A 13,454-nucleotide genomic window follows, 5' to 3' on the forward strand; every position below is an offset into this window, starting at 1 on the left:
TGCATGGCATAAGTCTTGCGCGCTTTCGAATACGCTTGGGCTCGCAGGAGGCACGCCGTGTCGATTCATGTCGCATTGCATCACGTCACGCATTACCGCTACGACCGCGCTGTCGAACTCGGCCCGCAGATCGTGCGGCTGCGCCCGGCTGCTCACAGCCGCACGCGGATTCTGTCTTATTCACTGAAAGTCTCGCCCGAGCAGCACTTCATCAACTGGCAGCAGGACCCTCAGGGCAACTACCTTGCACGGCTGGTGTTCCCCGAGAAAACCGCCGAGTTGCGAATCGAGGTCGATCTGCTGGCCGAGATGGCGGTGTTCAACCCGTTCGACTTTTTCCTCGAGCCCTACGCCGAGAAAATCCCCTTCGCCTACGCCGCCGATGAACGCAAGGAGCTGGCGCCGTACCTCGAAACCCTGCCGCTGACGCCGAAATTCAAGGCCTATCTGGACGCCATCGACCGCACACCGCTGCCGGCCGTGGATTTCCTGGTGGCGCTCAACCAGCGTCTGAGCGAAGACATCAATTACCTGATCCGCATGGAGCCGGGCGTACAAACCCCGGAACACACTCTTGAACACGCCTCCGGCTCCTGCCGCGATTCGGCGTGGCTGTTGGTGCAACTGCTGCGCAATCTCGGGCTGGCGGCGCGTTTCGTCTCCGGTTACCTGATTCAACTGACCGCCGACGTGAAAAGCCTCGACGGCCCGTCCGGCACCGAAGTGGACTTCACCGACCTGCACGCGTGGTGCGAGGTGTATCTGCCCGGCGCCGGCTGGATCGGCCTTGATGCGACCTCCGGATTGTTCGCCGGGGAAGGGCATATCCCGCTGGCCTGCAGTCCCGATCCGTCCTCGGCGGCGCCGATCAGCGGTCTGGTGGAGCCTTGCGAATGCGAGTTCAGCCACGAAATGTCCGTGGAGCGGATCTGGGAAGCACCCCGGGTCACCAAGCCCTACACCGATGAGCAATGGCTGGCGATCCAGGCGCTGGGCCGGCAGATCGATGCCGACCTGCTGGAAGGCGACGTGCGCCTGACCATGGGCGGCGAACCGACCTTTGTGTCCATCGACGACCCCGACGGTGCCGAATGGAATACCGCTGCGCTGGGCCCGGACAAGCGTCGGCTATCCGCCGAACTGTTCCAGCGCATGCGCAAGCATTACGCGCCCAAAGGGCTGGTGCATTTCGGCCAGGGCAAGTGGTATCCGGGGGAGCAGCTGCCGCGCTGGTCGCTGAATTGCTACTGGCGCCGCGACGGCGTGCCGATCTGGCACAACAACGCGTTGATCGCCGATGAGCAGCAGGATTACGGCGCCACGGGAGAACTGGCCGGGCGCTTTCTGGCGAGTGTCGCCGAACGCCTGAAACTGCCGACACGCTTCGTATTCCCGGCCTACGAAGACAATTTCTACTACCTCTGGCGCGAAGGCGCCTTGCCGGGCAACGTCAGCGCCGAAGACTCGCGCCTGGAGGAACCGCTGGAACGTGCGCGACTGCGCAAGGTGTTCAGTCAGGGGCTGGACAAGGTCATCGGCCAGGTGCTGCCGCTGGCGCGCACCGCCAAGGGCGATCAATGGCAGAGCGGGCGCTGGTATCTGCGCGATGAGCATTGCCGGCTGGTGCCGGGGGATTCGCCGCTCGGCTATCGTCTTCCATTGGGTTCGCAGCCCTGGGTGAAAGCGGCAGAGTATCCGTTCATTCATCCGAACGATCCGAATCAGGACTTCCCCGAACTGCCCGAAACATCGCAGCTCAACGAACACGGCGAGCCCGCTCTGGCGGACGAGCGTGTGCCGAAGATCGACGAGTCCGCCGACTGGCTGACCCGCACCGCGTTCTGCGCCGAGGCCAGGGAAGGCCGGTTGTACCTGTTCATGCCGCCGCTGGAGCGGGTCGAGGATTATCTGGAGCTGGTGGCCGCCATCGAAGCCACCGCCGAGGAGCTGCACTGTCCGGTGTTGCTGGAAGGCTACGAGCCGCCGAGCGATCCGCGCCTGAGCAATTTCCGCATCACCCCGGATCCCGGCGTGATCGAGGTCAACGTGCAGCCGTCGGCGACTTGGGACGAGTTGGTCGAGCGCACCGAATTTCTGTATGAAGAAGCGCGCCAGACCCGACTGTCAACCGAGAAATTCATGGTCGACGGTCGACACACCGGCACCGGTGGCGGCAACCACTTCGTGCTCGGCGGTGCGACACCGGGCGATTCACCGTTTCTGCGCCGTCCGGACCTGCTGCGCAGCCTGATCAGCTACTGGCACAACCATCCTTCGCTGTCCTACCTGTTTTCCGGCCTGTTCATCGGCCCGACCTCTCAGGCGCCACGAGTCGATGAAGCGCGCAACGATGCGCTGTATGAGCTGGAAATCGCTTTCGCGCAGATGCCGGCGCCGGGAGAAGAGTGCGCGCCATGGCTGGTGGATCGGCTGTTGCGCAATCTGCTGATCGACGTCACCGGCAACACCCACCGCGCCGAGTTCTGCATCGACAAGCTGTATTCACCGGATGGCGCCACCGGGCGCCTCGGTCTGCTGGAGTTGCGTGCGTTCGAGATGCCGCCCCATGCGCGCATGAGTTTGGCTCAGCAGCTGTTGTTGCGGGCGCTGGTGGCGCGGTTCTGGCGCGAGCCTTATGCGCCGCCGAAACTGGTGCGCTGGGGCACGGAACTGCACGACCGCTTCCTGCTGCCGCATTTTATCGAGCAGGACTTTGCCGACGTCATCGTCGAACTCAACAACGCCGGTTATCCACTGCGCGCCGAATGGTTCGCGGCGCATCTTGAGTTTCGTTTCCCCAAGGTCGGCGACTACGCCGTCAACGGTATCGAGCTGGAATTGCGTCAGGCCCTTGAACCCTGGCATGTGCTGGGCGAGGAGGGCGCGGCGGGCGGTACGGTGCGCTACGTCGACTCATCGCTGGAGCGATTGCAGGTCAAGCTTACGGGGCTGCCGCCGCAGCGTTATCTGCTGACCTGCAATGGCATCCCGGTGCCGTTGCAACCGAGCGGGCGGGTGGGCGAGTTTGTCGCCGGCGTGCGTTTCCGCGCGTGGCAACCGGCCAACTGCCTGCAACCGACGATCCCGGTGCATGCACCGCTGGTGTTCGACTTGCTTGATACCTGGATGCAGCGCTCGCTGGGCGGTTGCCAGTACCACGTCGCGCACCCGGGCGGGCGCAATTACGAGACGCTGCCGGTCAACGCCAACGAAGCGGAGAGTCGACGCATGGCGCGTTTCTTCCGCATCGGACATACGCCGGGGAAACTTCCGATACCCAATGTCGAAGCGAACGACGAACTACCGATGACACTCGATTTACGACGTTTCTGAATCAGGCACGACGCCCGGATTTTTCGTATATCCGGGCGTCATGTGCCTGCGTTAGTCTGACCGCTCCTTGCCGGCTGCCGAGCTTTCCATGCCTGACCTGCTTGACCGCTACCCGCTGACAGCGGGCACCTATCACGAACTGCTCGACGACAGCGGGGCGGTGCGCCCGCACTGGCGGCGACTGGTCGACCAATTGCAGCGCAGCACCCCGGCGCAACTGGTGCAGCGTCAGGCGTTGCTGACCCGGCAGATCCAGGAAAACGGCGTCACCTACAACGTCTATGCCGACCCCAAGGGCGCGGACCGTCCATGGGAGCTGGATCTGTTGCCCCACGTAATCGCCGCCGATGAGTGGCAACAGCTGTCGGCCGGGATTGCCCAGCGTGCGCGGCTGCTCAATGCGGTGCTGGCGGACCTGTACGGCCCGCAGCGGCTGATCAGCGAAGGGCTGCTGCCGGCGGAGCTGGTGTTCGGTCACAACAACTTTCTCTGGCCCTGTCAGGGCATTGCGCCACCGGACGGGGCCTTTCTGCATCTGTACGCCGTGGATCTGGCGCGCACGCCGGACGGGCGCTGGTGGGTGACGGCGGATCGTACCCAGGCGCCATCGGGCGCCGGTTATGCGCTGGAAAACCGCACTATCGTGTCCCGCGCCTTCCCCGAGTTGTATCGGGATCTGAAAGTGCAGCACCTGGCCGGCTTCTTCCGCACCTTGCAGGAAACCCTGGCCCGTCAGGCCCCCTGCGACGATGACGCGCCCCTGGTGGTGTTGCTGACCCCAGGTCGTTTCAACGAAAGCTATTTCGAGCATCTCTATCTCGCCCGCCAGCTCGGTTATCCGCTGGTGGAGGGCGGCGACCTGACAGTGCGTGATGCCACGGTCTACCTGAAAACCCTCAGCGGCCTGCGCCGGGTGCACGCGATCATGCGTCGGCTCGACGATGACTTCTGTGATCCGCTGGAGCTGCGCACGGATTCGGCGCTCGGCGTTCCGGGATTGCTGGAGGTGGTACGTCAGGGACGGGTGCTGGTGGCCAACGCCCTGGGCAGCGGCGTGCTGGAGTCACCGGGGCTGCTGGGCTTCCTGCCGAAGATCAATCAGTACCTGTTCGGCGAAGAGCTGATCCTGCCGTCCATCGCCACGTGGTGGTGCGGCGAAGCGCCGGTGTTGGCCCAGGCCCTGGAGAAACTGCCTGAGCTGTTGATCAAACCGGCGTTCCCGTCGCAAAGTTTTGCGCCGGTGTTTGGTCGGGATCTGAGCGAAAAACAGCGTGAAAGTCTCGCCGCGCGCATGCAGGCCCGCCCTTATGCCTATGTCGCGCAAGAACTCGCCCAGTTGTCCCAGGCGCCGATCTGGCAGCCCGAGGACGGGCAACTGCAACCCCGGGCAATCGGCATGCGCATGTACGCAGTGGCCAGTCACGATGGTTATCGGGTGCTGCCCGGTGGCCTGACCCGGGTCGCCGCGGAAGCCGATGCCGAAGTGGTGTCGATGCAGCGCGGTGGCGCGAGCAAAGACACCTGGGTGCTGGGGGATCGACCGCCGAGCGGTGAGCAGTGGAAAGCCCAGCGCAACATCGGCGTGCCCGATCTGGTGCGCCGTGATCCGTATCTGCCGTCGCGGGTGGTGGAAAACCTGTTCTGGTTCGGACGTTACTGCGAGCGTTGCGACGACAGCGCGCGGCTGTTGCGCATCATGCTCGCGCGTTACGTCGACGGCGATGACCCGCAAGCCTTGCAGGCCGCCGTGGATCTGGGCGAGCGGCTGATGCTGCTGCCGGATGAGGGTGAGCTGCCGGAGCGTTTGCTCGCGGCACTGCTCGGCGAGGACTGGTCGTTCAGCCTGCGTTCCAACCTGCAACGCTTGCAGTGGGCGGCATCGCAAGTGCGCGGCAAGCTGTCCCGGGAAAACTGGCAGGCGCTGGTGGAGTTGCAGCGAGAGGCTTCGGAGCTGGACACCGACGAGCCGGATTTCGGCGAGCTGCTGGATTTTCTCAACCGGTTGGTGATGTCGCTGGCGGCGTTGTCCGGGTTTGCCCTCGACGACATGACCCGCGACGAAGGCTGGCGCTTCCTGATGATCGGCCGGCGGATCGAGCGCCTGCAATTTCTCAGCAGCAGCCTCGCGGGTTTCCTGCGTGGCGCCGGGGCGTTCGATCAAGCGGGGCTTGAATGGTTGCTGGAGCTGGGTAACAGCAGCATCACCTATCGCTCGCGTTATCTGGCGGTGGCGCAGTTGATTCCGGTACTCGACCTGTTGCTGCTGGACGAGCAGAACCCTCATGCGGTGCTGTTCCAGTTGAAACTGGTGACCCGCACCCTCAAGCGGCTGAATGATGATTTCGGTGTGCCGAGGGAGGTGGGGTTGCCGCCGCTGGTCGAGCGTCTGGCGCGTTTCGACCTGAGCTGTCTGGAGAATCCGCTGTTTGGTGAATCCAGCGTGCGCGCGGCCCTCGACGGTCTGGCGGACTTGCTGCAGGAAGTCGCCGACGCCAGCAGTCAGGTGTCGGATCGTCTGGCCCTGCGCCATTTCGCCCATGTCGATGATGTCAGCCAGCGCACGGTGTCCGTCTGATGAGCGCCCATTACCAGATCCTTCACGACACCTGCTATCGCTACGACAGTCCGGTGTCCCTGGCCCAGCAACTGGCGCATCTGTGGCCGCGCGAATGCGAGTGGCAGCGCTGCACCGAGCAGCAATTGCTGATCAGTCCGGAGCCGACCACCCGCCGTGACGAGCAGGATGTCTTCGGCAATCCGCTGACTCGCCTGGCTTTCGAACGGCCTCACGATGAGTTGCAGGTCAACGCACGGCTGACGGTCGAAGTGCTGGCGCGGCCCGTGGTGGATTTCCATCAGTCACCGGCCTGGGAATTGACCCGTAACGCGCTGACCTACAGCAGCCAGCCGCTGTCCGCCTCGCTGCTGGAAGCCTGTCGCTATCGATTCCAGTCGCCTTACGTGCATCTGAAACGCAGTTTCGTCGAGTTCTCGGAAAGTTGTTTCCCGGTCGGCAGACCGTTGATGTTGGGTGTGCAGGCCCTGATGCAGAAGATCTTCAGCGAATTCACCTTCGATGCCGAAGCGACGCAAGTCGCGACGCCGCTGGTGGAGGTGCTGGAGCGCCGGCGCGGGGTCTGTCAGGACTTCGCGCACCTGATGCTCGCCTGTGTGCGATCACGCGGGTTGGCGGCGCGTTACGTCAGCGGCTACCTGCTGACTCAACCGCCACCGGGGCAGCCACGGTTGATCGGCGCCGATGCGTCCCATGCCTGGGTTTCGGTGTTTTGCCCGGTGCTGGGCTGGGTGGATTTTGATCCGACAAACAACGTGCAGCCGGCACTGGAGCACATCACCCTGGCCTGGGGCCGGGATTTTTCCGATGTCTCGCCGTTGCGCGGGGTGATTCTGGGTGGTGGCAATCACGACCCGGAAGTCCGCGTCACCGTGTTGCCCTTGGAGGAGTGAAGATCAAATGTGGGAGCGGGCTTGCTCGCGAAAGCAATTTGTCAGTCACATCCATAGTGAATGTCACGACGCTTTCGCGAGCAAGCCCGCTCCCACAGGGATTGTGTTCAGTGGTCCTGCAGTGTTGCTCAGGCGTCGGGTGCCTGGTCTTTCGGTGCCTCAACATCATCATCGGTCGCCACTTCACCATCAGGGTTCAGTGCCGCTTCTTCAGCCATCTGTTTCTTGCGCTGAAGCTTTTCCTCTTTCTTCTGTTCCTTGGCCAGATCACGTTGACGTTTGGCGAAGGAGTAATTGGGTTTGGCCATGGGCGATCCTCTGGGGTCGAAGGTGAGGTTGAGCGGCGCGTATTCTGCCCTGTATCGGTGCCCGGCGGTTAACCGGGTTTCTGGTCGACCCATTTTGGGGTGACGGTGGGCTTCCAGTTGTCGAGGGCTTCGAGCAGCGTTTGCGGCGATTCACTCACTTGCAGCATGTCACGGTGCGGCGCACGAACGAAGCCTTCGCCGACGATGTGATCGAGAAATGCAGTGAGTTTGCTGTAGAAACCGTTCACTTCCAGCAGGCCCAGCGGCTTGCCGTGGTAGCCGAGCTGGCCCCAGGTCCAGACTTCGAACAGCTCCTCCAGGGTGCCAAGGCCACCGGGCAGGGCGATGAACGCATCGCTGAGTTCAGCCATCCGCGCCTTGCGCGCGTGCATGCCGTCGACCACTTCCAGACGCGTCAGGCTCTTGTGACCGATTTCCTTGTCCATCAGGCTCTGCGGGATGATGCCGATCACTTCGCCACCGGCCGCCAGCGCGGCGTCGGCGACAATCCCCATCAGGCCGACGGCGCCACCGCCGTAGACCAGCGTCAGCTTACGCTCGGCGATAGCCGTGCCGAGGGCGATCGCGGCTTCGGTGTACGCCGGGGTGGTGCCGGCGTTGGCACCGCAAAATACACAAACGGATGTGAGAGACATGCCTTCCTCCTGGGTCAATCGGTCACAGGGTAAAGGCTGGCACGCCTTGATCCAAGGGCTAAACTTCGCGTTTCGGGGTTTCATAGGTGCCGCTGGCACCACAGGCGTAGGCGGCGAGCAGACTGCACAACAGGCTGTTGAAGGACATGACGGATGCTCCAGATGAACGTTGAGCCCTGAAGATACGGCCCGGCCAAACGTCTGGCTGTTAGATTGTTTCGATGAGTGTCATAGCCTGAAAGTTGTATACAATTTTTGACTCAAGTCATAGGAACTTGCGAAGATTTCAGGCAGTCTTCCAACCATTCGTGTTTTTGTTAACCCTGCCTTGGAGATTCACCATGTTTTCCAAAGTTGTTGCGGTATCCCTGCTGGCGCTGGCCAGCAGCCAATTGATGGCTGCCGAGTGCAAAACCACCGTTGATTCCACCGACCAGATGTCCTTCAACACCAAGGCCATCGAAATCGACAAGAGCTGCAAGACCTTCACCGTCGAGCTGACCCACTCCGGCAGCCTGCCGAAGAACGTCATGGGCCACAACCTGGTGATCAGCAAAGAAGCCGACATGCAGCCGATCGCCACCGACGGCCTGGCCGCCGGCATCGACAAGAACTACCTGAAGGACGGTGACGAGCGCGTTATCGCTCACACCAAGATCATCGGCGCCAAGGAAACCGACTCGGTGACCTTCGACGTGTCCAAGCTCAAGGCTGACGAGAAGTACGGCTTCTTCTGCTCGTTCCCGGGCCACATCTCGATGATGAAAGGCACCGTGACCCTGAAGTAAGCAACACAAGGTCAAAAAAAAGCGTCCCGAAGGACGCTTTTTTTATGCCCTGGATTCAAGGCGCAAACGGCATGACCCGTTTGTGATGGGTCTTTTTGTAGGTGTTGACGATGATGTCGAACGCCTCCTGACGCACCGGCTCGCCGTGCAGGAAAGCGTCGATCTCGGCGTAGGTCACGCCGTGGGACGCCTCGTCCGGCTTGCCTGGCGAAAGGTCTTCCAGATCCGCCGTCGGCACTTTTTCCACCAGCGATTCCGGTGCGCCGAAGCTGCGGGCGATGGCCCGGACCTGGTTTTTCACCAGACCGCTGAGCGGGGCCAGGTCGCAGGCGCCGTCACCGAACTTGGTGAAGAAACCCATCACCGCTTCCGCCGCGTGGTCGGTGCCGATCACCAGGCCGTGAGCCGCGCCGGCGATGGTGTACTGGGCGACCATGCGCATCCGCGCCTTGGTGTTGCCGAGCACGAAATCCACCGACACCGCATGCTTGCCTTCGAAGGCTGCGACTTCGCTGGCCAGGGATTTCACCGCCGGGCCAATGTTGACGGTGTGGCGCTCGTCCGGGGCGATGAAGTCCACCGAGGCCTGGGCGTCGTGTTCGTCGAACTGCACGTCGTACGGCAGGCGCACGGCGATGAACTTGTAGGCCTCGTCGCCGGTGCGCTCGCGCAGTTCACGCATGGCGCGCTGGGCCAGCAGCCCTGCGGTCAGCGAATCGACCCCGCCGCTGATGCCCAGCACCAGGGTCTTGAGCCCGGAACTGGTCAGGCAATCCTGGATGAAGGTGATGCGTCGGGCGACTTCCGCTTCGAGGGCCTGGTAATCGGCGAACGGCGGCTGAACGTTGAGCTGTTCAGCAATCTCACGCTGTACGGCTTGCATGAATTCACTCCTTGCTAGAAAGGCTGGAAACGGCAGGAACCTGGAAAACGTGTCGCAAATAGGCGACGAAATTCGGGTCTTTGCAGTGGGTCTTGCCCGGCTCGTCGGAGATCTTCGCCACCGGTTGGCCGTTGCAGGCGGTCATTTTAAGCACGATGCTCATCGGTTCGACACCCGGAATGTCACAGGTCAGGTTGGTGCCGATGCCGAAGCTGACATTGATCCGGCCGCGCAGCGCCCGGAAGATCTCCAGCGACTTGGGCAGCGTCAGGCTGTCGGAGAAGACCAGGGTCTTGCTCATCGGGTCGATGCCGAGCTTGTGATAGTGGGCGATGCATTTTTCGCCCCACTGCACCGGATCTCCGGAGTCATGGCGCAAACCGTCGAACAGCTTGGCGAAGAACAGATCGAAGTCGCCGAGGAACGCGTCGGTGGTGATGCAGTCGGTCAGGGCGATCCCCAGCAAGCCGCGATACTCGCGAACCCAGCAATCGAGGGCGGCGATCTGGCTGTCGATCAGTCGCGGGCCGAGTTGCTGGTGCGCCATGATCCATTCGTGGGCCATGGTGCCCAGCGGTTTCATGTCCAGTTCGCGGGACAGGTGCACGTTGCTGGTGCCGACGAAACGCCCGGGGAAATCGTGCTTGAGCACGTTCACCACTTCTTCCTGCACGCGGTAGGAAAACCGTCGGCGCGTGCCGAAATCGGCTACTTGCAGTTCAGATAATTCATCGGCCGAGGCGTTGGCCGTCAGCCAGTCGAACTTGCGGTAAAGCTGTTCGCGGGCCTGTTCCAGCACTGTTTCACGGTAGCGATAGCGGTTGCGCACTTCGCTGACGATCGCCAGCAGCGGCACTTCAAACAGGATCACATGCAGCCACGGCCCGCGCAGGCGGATGAACAGCTCGCCGTTCTCGATGCCGGTGTGCAGGTAGCGCAGGTTGAAGCGGAACAGACCGAGGAAGCGCAGGAAATCCGGCTTGAGGAACGAGATGCGCTCGAGAAAGCTCAACTGATCGGCGCTCAGGCTCAACTCGGCCAGACGCTCGACCTGGAAGCGGATCTCCGCCAGATACGGGCGCAGATCTTCACTGTTACGGCAACGGAACTCCCATTCGACTTCGACGTTGGGGTAGTTGTGCAGCACCGCCTGCATCATCGTCAGTTTGTAGAAGTCGGTGTCGAGCAGGTTCTGCACGATGCGATCGGCAAACACACTCTCGCTCATAACGGGGTCTCCAGACGGGCCGCGCGTTGGCGCGGTATCAATCAATGGCGCTAGTGGCGCATATCCGGGGTGGGGATTGCCAGCGATTTTTATCCCGGCGCAGCGCCTCAGACCGCATCAGGACTGTCGATCTGCTCCAGCATCCACTTCACGAAATCCCGCACCTTGGGCACTTCTGCCGCGTGTTCCGGGTAGGCCAGGTAATAGGCATCGGTGCTGGGCATTGCATGCTGCCAGGGAATGACCAGTTTGCCGTCGGCCAATTCCTCTTCCACCAGAAACCTCGGCAACAGGGCGACGCCGCAGCCGACCTGCGCGGCGCGGATGCACATATAAAAGGTTTCGAAACGCGGGCCGTGGTAGCTGTGTTCGGTCTGGTAGCCCTGGCTGTCGAACCAGTCGTGCCACGCTTGCGGGCGCGAAGCATTCTGCAGCAGGACCAGATCGGTGAGTTGCGTTGGATCAGTCAACGGAGTGTCCGGCAGGCTGCTCGGCGCGCAGACCGGCACCAGCTCTTCGCCGAACAGCTTCAGGCATTCGGTGCCGGGGCGTGAACCCTGGCCGAAATAGAACGCCAGGTCGCTGCGCCCTTGCAGCAGGTCATCGGCCTCTTGCTCGTTGCACAGGTCCAGATGAATCGACGGATGACGCAGGCGCCAGCCCTTGAGGCGCGGCACCAGCCAGCGCGCGCCGAAGGTCGAGGGCGTGGAGACGCGCAGGACTTCGGTTTCGCCGCCGTAGGAACGCAGGTAATGGGTCGACATCTCGACCTGGGTCAGGATTTTTCTGACTTCCACCAGATACAGATCGCCAGCCGGGGTCATCTGCAAACGGCGGCGTACCCGACGAAACAACAAGTGCTGCAGCAATTCTTCGAGCTGCGCCACCTGCTTGCTGACAGCGCTCTGGGTCAGGTTCAGTTCCTCGGCGGCCCGGGTGAAACTCAGGTGTCGGGTCACGGCCTCGAAGCACTGCAACGCGGTGATCGACGGCAAGTGGCGTTTGTTCAGCATGGGCGATCCTTTTCTTGTCTTTCTGCGCAGCATGAATAAACGGAATGATATCTCGCGTAAAGGTCGTTTGTTGCACAGCCTTCCTGACGCTACAACTAAAGGTCTGCCCGGTCGTGAAAACGCGCCCGCACACATTCAGTTTTTTGCTCGAGGAGTGACCCATGGTTGCCGCATTGCTTGATCGTCTAGGTGTGAACCCGGCCCTGTACCAGAACGGCAAAGTGCCGGTGCATTCGCCCATCGACGGCAGCCGCATCGGCGCCGTGAACTGGGAAGGCCCGGCCGAAGTCGAGCAGCACATCAGTCGCGCAGATCATGCGTTCGAACAATGGCGCAAGGTGCCGGCCCCGCGTCGCGGTGAGCTGGTGCGTCAGTTCGGCGAAGTGCTGCGTGAATACAAAAATGATCTTGGCGAACTGGTTTCCTGGGAGGCCGGCAAGATTACTCAGGAAGGCCTCGGTGAAGTGCAGGAGATGATCGACATCTGCGACTTCGCCGTCGGCCTGTCCCGCCAGCTTTACGGTTTGACCATCGCCTCCGAGCGCCCGGGCCACCACATGCGTGAAACCTGGCACCCACTGGGTGTGGTCGGCGTGATCAGTGCGTTCAACTTCCCGGTCGCGGTGTGGGCGTGGAACACCACGCTGGCGCTGGTCTGCGGCAACCCGGTGGTGTGGAAACCATCGGAGAAAACCCCGCTGACCGCTCTGGCCTGCCAGGCGCTGTTCGAGCGCGTACTGAAGAATTTCAGCGATGCTCCGGCGCACTTGAGCCAGGTGATCATCGGTGGCCGCGATGCCGGCGAAGCGCTGGTGGATGACCCGCGTGTCGCGCTGATCAGCGCCACGGGCAGCACCCGCATGGGCCGTGAAGTGGCGCCGAAAGTCGCCGCGCGTTTCGCCCGCAGCATTCTCGAACTGGGCGGCAACAACGCGATGATCCTCGGCCCGAGCGCCGATCTGGACATGGCTGTGCGCGCCATCCTGTTCAGCGCCGTCGGCACCGCCGGTCAGCGTTGCACCACGTTGCGTCGTCTGATCGCCCATGAATCGGTGAAAGAAGAAATCGTCACCCGCCTGAAAGCCGCGTACGCCAAGGTCCGTATCGGTCACCCGCTGGAAGGCAACCTGATCGGCCCGCTGATCGACAAGCACAGCTTCGAAAACATGCAGGATGCGCTGGAGCAGGCGTTGAGCGAGGGCGGTCGGGTGTTCGGCGGCAAGCGCCAACTGGAAGATCAATTCCCCAACGCCTACTACGTATCGCCGGCCATCGTTGAAATGCCGGAGCAGAGCGACGTGGTGTGCAGCGAGACTTTCGCACCGATCCTGTACGTGGTCGGTTACACCGATTTCGAAGAGGCGCTGCGCCTGAACAACGCCGTGCCGCAAGGCCTGTCGTCGTGCATCTTCACCACTGATGTGCGCGAGGCCGAGAAATTCATGTCGGCGGTTGGCAGCGACTGCGGCATCGCCAACGTCAACATCGGCCCGAGCGGCGCGGAAATCGGCGGGGCGTTTGGCGGTGAAAAAGAAACCGGTGGTGGTCGTGAGTCGGGCTCGGATGCATGGCGCGCGTACATGCGCCGTCAGACCAACACCGTGAACTACTCGCTGGAGTTGCCGCTGGCGCAGGGCATTACCTTCGACTGACAGTTTTCTCAAAGCTATTGATCGTTCCCACGCTCTGCGTGGGAATGCTGCACCGAACGCTCCGCGTTCGCTTTCGGGACGCAGAGCGTCCCTGACTGCGTTCCCACGCAGAGCGTGGGAACGAT

At 62.3% G+C, this 13,454-nt stretch carries 10 protein-coding genes; 5 read left to right on the forward strand and 5 right to left on the reverse strand.

Annotated features, from left to right (window positions below):
• The first annotated feature begins 57 nt into the window (after positions 1 to 57).
• From LOY31_RS02795 to LOY31_RS02805, 3 genes are all read left to right on the forward strand, one after another.
• Complete coding sequence (locus LOY31_RS02795; protein ID WP_258712802.1) at positions 58 to 3,333, forward strand: DUF2126 domain-containing protein; 3,276 nt, start codon at positions 58 to 60, stop codon at positions 3,331 to 3,333.
• An 88-nt stretch (positions 3,334 to 3,421) separates the two neighbouring features.
• Positions 3,422 to 5,908 (forward strand): circularly permuted type 2 ATP-grasp protein, encoded by a 2,487-nt coding sequence (locus LOY31_RS02800; protein WP_258712803.1) that lies wholly within the window; start codon positions 3,422 to 3,424, stop codon positions 5,906 to 5,908.
• Complete coding sequence (locus tag LOY31_RS02805) at positions 5,908 to 6,801, forward strand: transglutaminase family protein (RefSeq protein WP_258712804.1); 894 nt, start codon at positions 5,908 to 5,910, stop codon at positions 6,799 to 6,801. The genes LOY31_RS02800 and LOY31_RS02805 overlap by 1 nt, the downstream gene beginning before the upstream one ends.
• Before the next feature lie 128 nt (positions 6,802 to 6,929).
• Here LOY31_RS02805 and LOY31_RS02810 read toward each other — a convergent pair whose 3' ends face one another.
• Positions 6,930 to 7,109, reverse strand: a complete 180-nt coding sequence (locus LOY31_RS02810; RefSeq protein ID WP_007950694.1) for a hypothetical protein — start codon at positions 7,107 to 7,109, stop codon at positions 6,930 to 6,932.
• Positions 7,110 to 7,177: 68 nt separating this feature from the next.
• Positions 7,178 to 7,765, reverse strand: coding sequence for a TIGR00730 family Rossman fold protein (locus tag LOY31_RS02815; protein WP_039766689.1), 588 nt, complete (start codon positions 7,763 to 7,765; stop codon positions 7,178 to 7,180).
• A 341-nt stretch (positions 7,766 to 8,106) separates the two neighbouring features.
• On the opposite strand from LOY31_RS02815, the gene azu reads away from it, so the two are divergent.
• On the forward strand, positions 8,107 to 8,553 hold the full coding sequence (gene azu, locus LOY31_RS02820; RefSeq protein WP_064593127.1) for an azurin: 447 nt from the start codon (positions 8,107 to 8,109) through the stop codon (positions 8,551 to 8,553).
• A gap of 55 nt (positions 8,554 to 8,608) precedes the next feature.
• Here azu and nadE read toward each other — a convergent pair whose 3' ends face one another.
• The 3 genes from nadE to LOY31_RS02835 all read right to left on the reverse strand — a co-directional run bounded on the left by nadE (position 8,609) and on the right by LOY31_RS02835 (position 11,677).
• On the reverse strand, positions 8,609 to 9,436 hold the full coding sequence (gene nadE, locus LOY31_RS02825) for an ammonia-dependent NAD(+) synthetase (protein ID WP_007950678.1): 828 nt from the start codon (positions 9,434 to 9,436) through the stop codon (positions 8,609 to 8,611).
• A 4-nt stretch (positions 9,437 to 9,440) separates the two neighbouring features.
• Positions 9,441 to 10,664: a nicotinate phosphoribosyltransferase gene (gene pncB, locus LOY31_RS02830; protein WP_085608510.1), complete on the reverse strand. Its 1,224-nt coding sequence runs from the start codon at positions 10,662 to 10,664 to the stop codon at positions 9,441 to 9,443.
• Between the two features lie 107 nt (positions 10,665 to 10,771).
• Complete coding sequence (locus tag LOY31_RS02835) at positions 10,772 to 11,677, reverse strand: LysR family transcriptional regulator (protein ID WP_007950669.1); 906 nt, start codon at positions 11,675 to 11,677, stop codon at positions 10,772 to 10,774.
• Positions 11,678 to 11,838: 161 nt separating this feature from the next.
• Here LOY31_RS02835 and LOY31_RS02840 point away from each other — a divergent pair, with 161 nt between their 5' ends.
• Positions 11,839 to 13,329 carry an aldehyde dehydrogenase family protein gene (locus LOY31_RS02840; RefSeq protein ID WP_258712805.1) on the forward strand — a complete coding sequence of 497 codons (1,491 nt, stop codon included), beginning with the start codon at positions 11,839 to 11,841 and terminating at the stop codon, positions 13,327 to 13,329.
• Positions 13,330 to 13,454 lie beyond the last annotated feature (125 nt).

Origin of the sequence: Pseudomonas sp. B21-021, assembly GCF_024749205.1 — a bacterium.
In the GTDB taxonomy this organism is placed as follows: domain Bacteria; phylum Pseudomonadota; class Gammaproteobacteria; order Pseudomonadales; family Pseudomonadaceae; genus Aquipseudomonas; species Aquipseudomonas paraglycinae.

Excerpts from the sequence above, each read along its gene's own strand:
- LOY31_RS02800 (WP_258712803.1), top strand. The coding sequence starts at position 3,422 with ATGCCTGACCTGCTTGACCGCTACCCGCTGACAGCGGGCACCTATCAC.
- LOY31_RS02805 (WP_258712804.1), top strand. The coding sequence starts at position 5,908 with ATGAGCGCCCATTACCAGATCCTTCACGACACCTGCTATCGCTACGAC.
- LOY31_RS02810 (WP_007950694.1), bottom strand. The coding sequence starts at position 7,109 with ATGGCCAAACCCAATTACTCCTTCGCCAAACGTCAACGTGATCTGGCC.
- LOY31_RS02815 (WP_039766689.1), bottom strand. The coding sequence starts at position 7,765 with ATGTCTCTCACATCCGTTTGTGTATTTTGCGGTGCCAACGCCGGCACC.
- azu (WP_064593127.1), top strand. The coding sequence starts at position 8,107 with ATGTTTTCCAAAGTTGTTGCGGTATCCCTGCTGGCGCTGGCCAGCAGC.
- nadE (WP_007950678.1), bottom strand. The coding sequence starts at position 9,436 with ATGCAAGCCGTACAGCGTGAGATTGCTGAACAGCTCAACGTTCAGCCG.
- pncB (WP_085608510.1), bottom strand. The coding sequence starts at position 10,664 with ATGAGCGAGAGTGTGTTTGCCGATCGCATCGTGCAGAACCTGCTCGAC.
- LOY31_RS02835 (WP_007950669.1), bottom strand. The coding sequence starts at position 11,677 with ATGCTGAACAAACGCCACTTGCCGTCGATCACCGCGTTGCAGTGCTTC.
- LOY31_RS02840 (WP_258712805.1), top strand. The coding sequence starts at position 11,839 with ATGGTTGCCGCATTGCTTGATCGTCTAGGTGTGAACCCGGCCCTGTAC.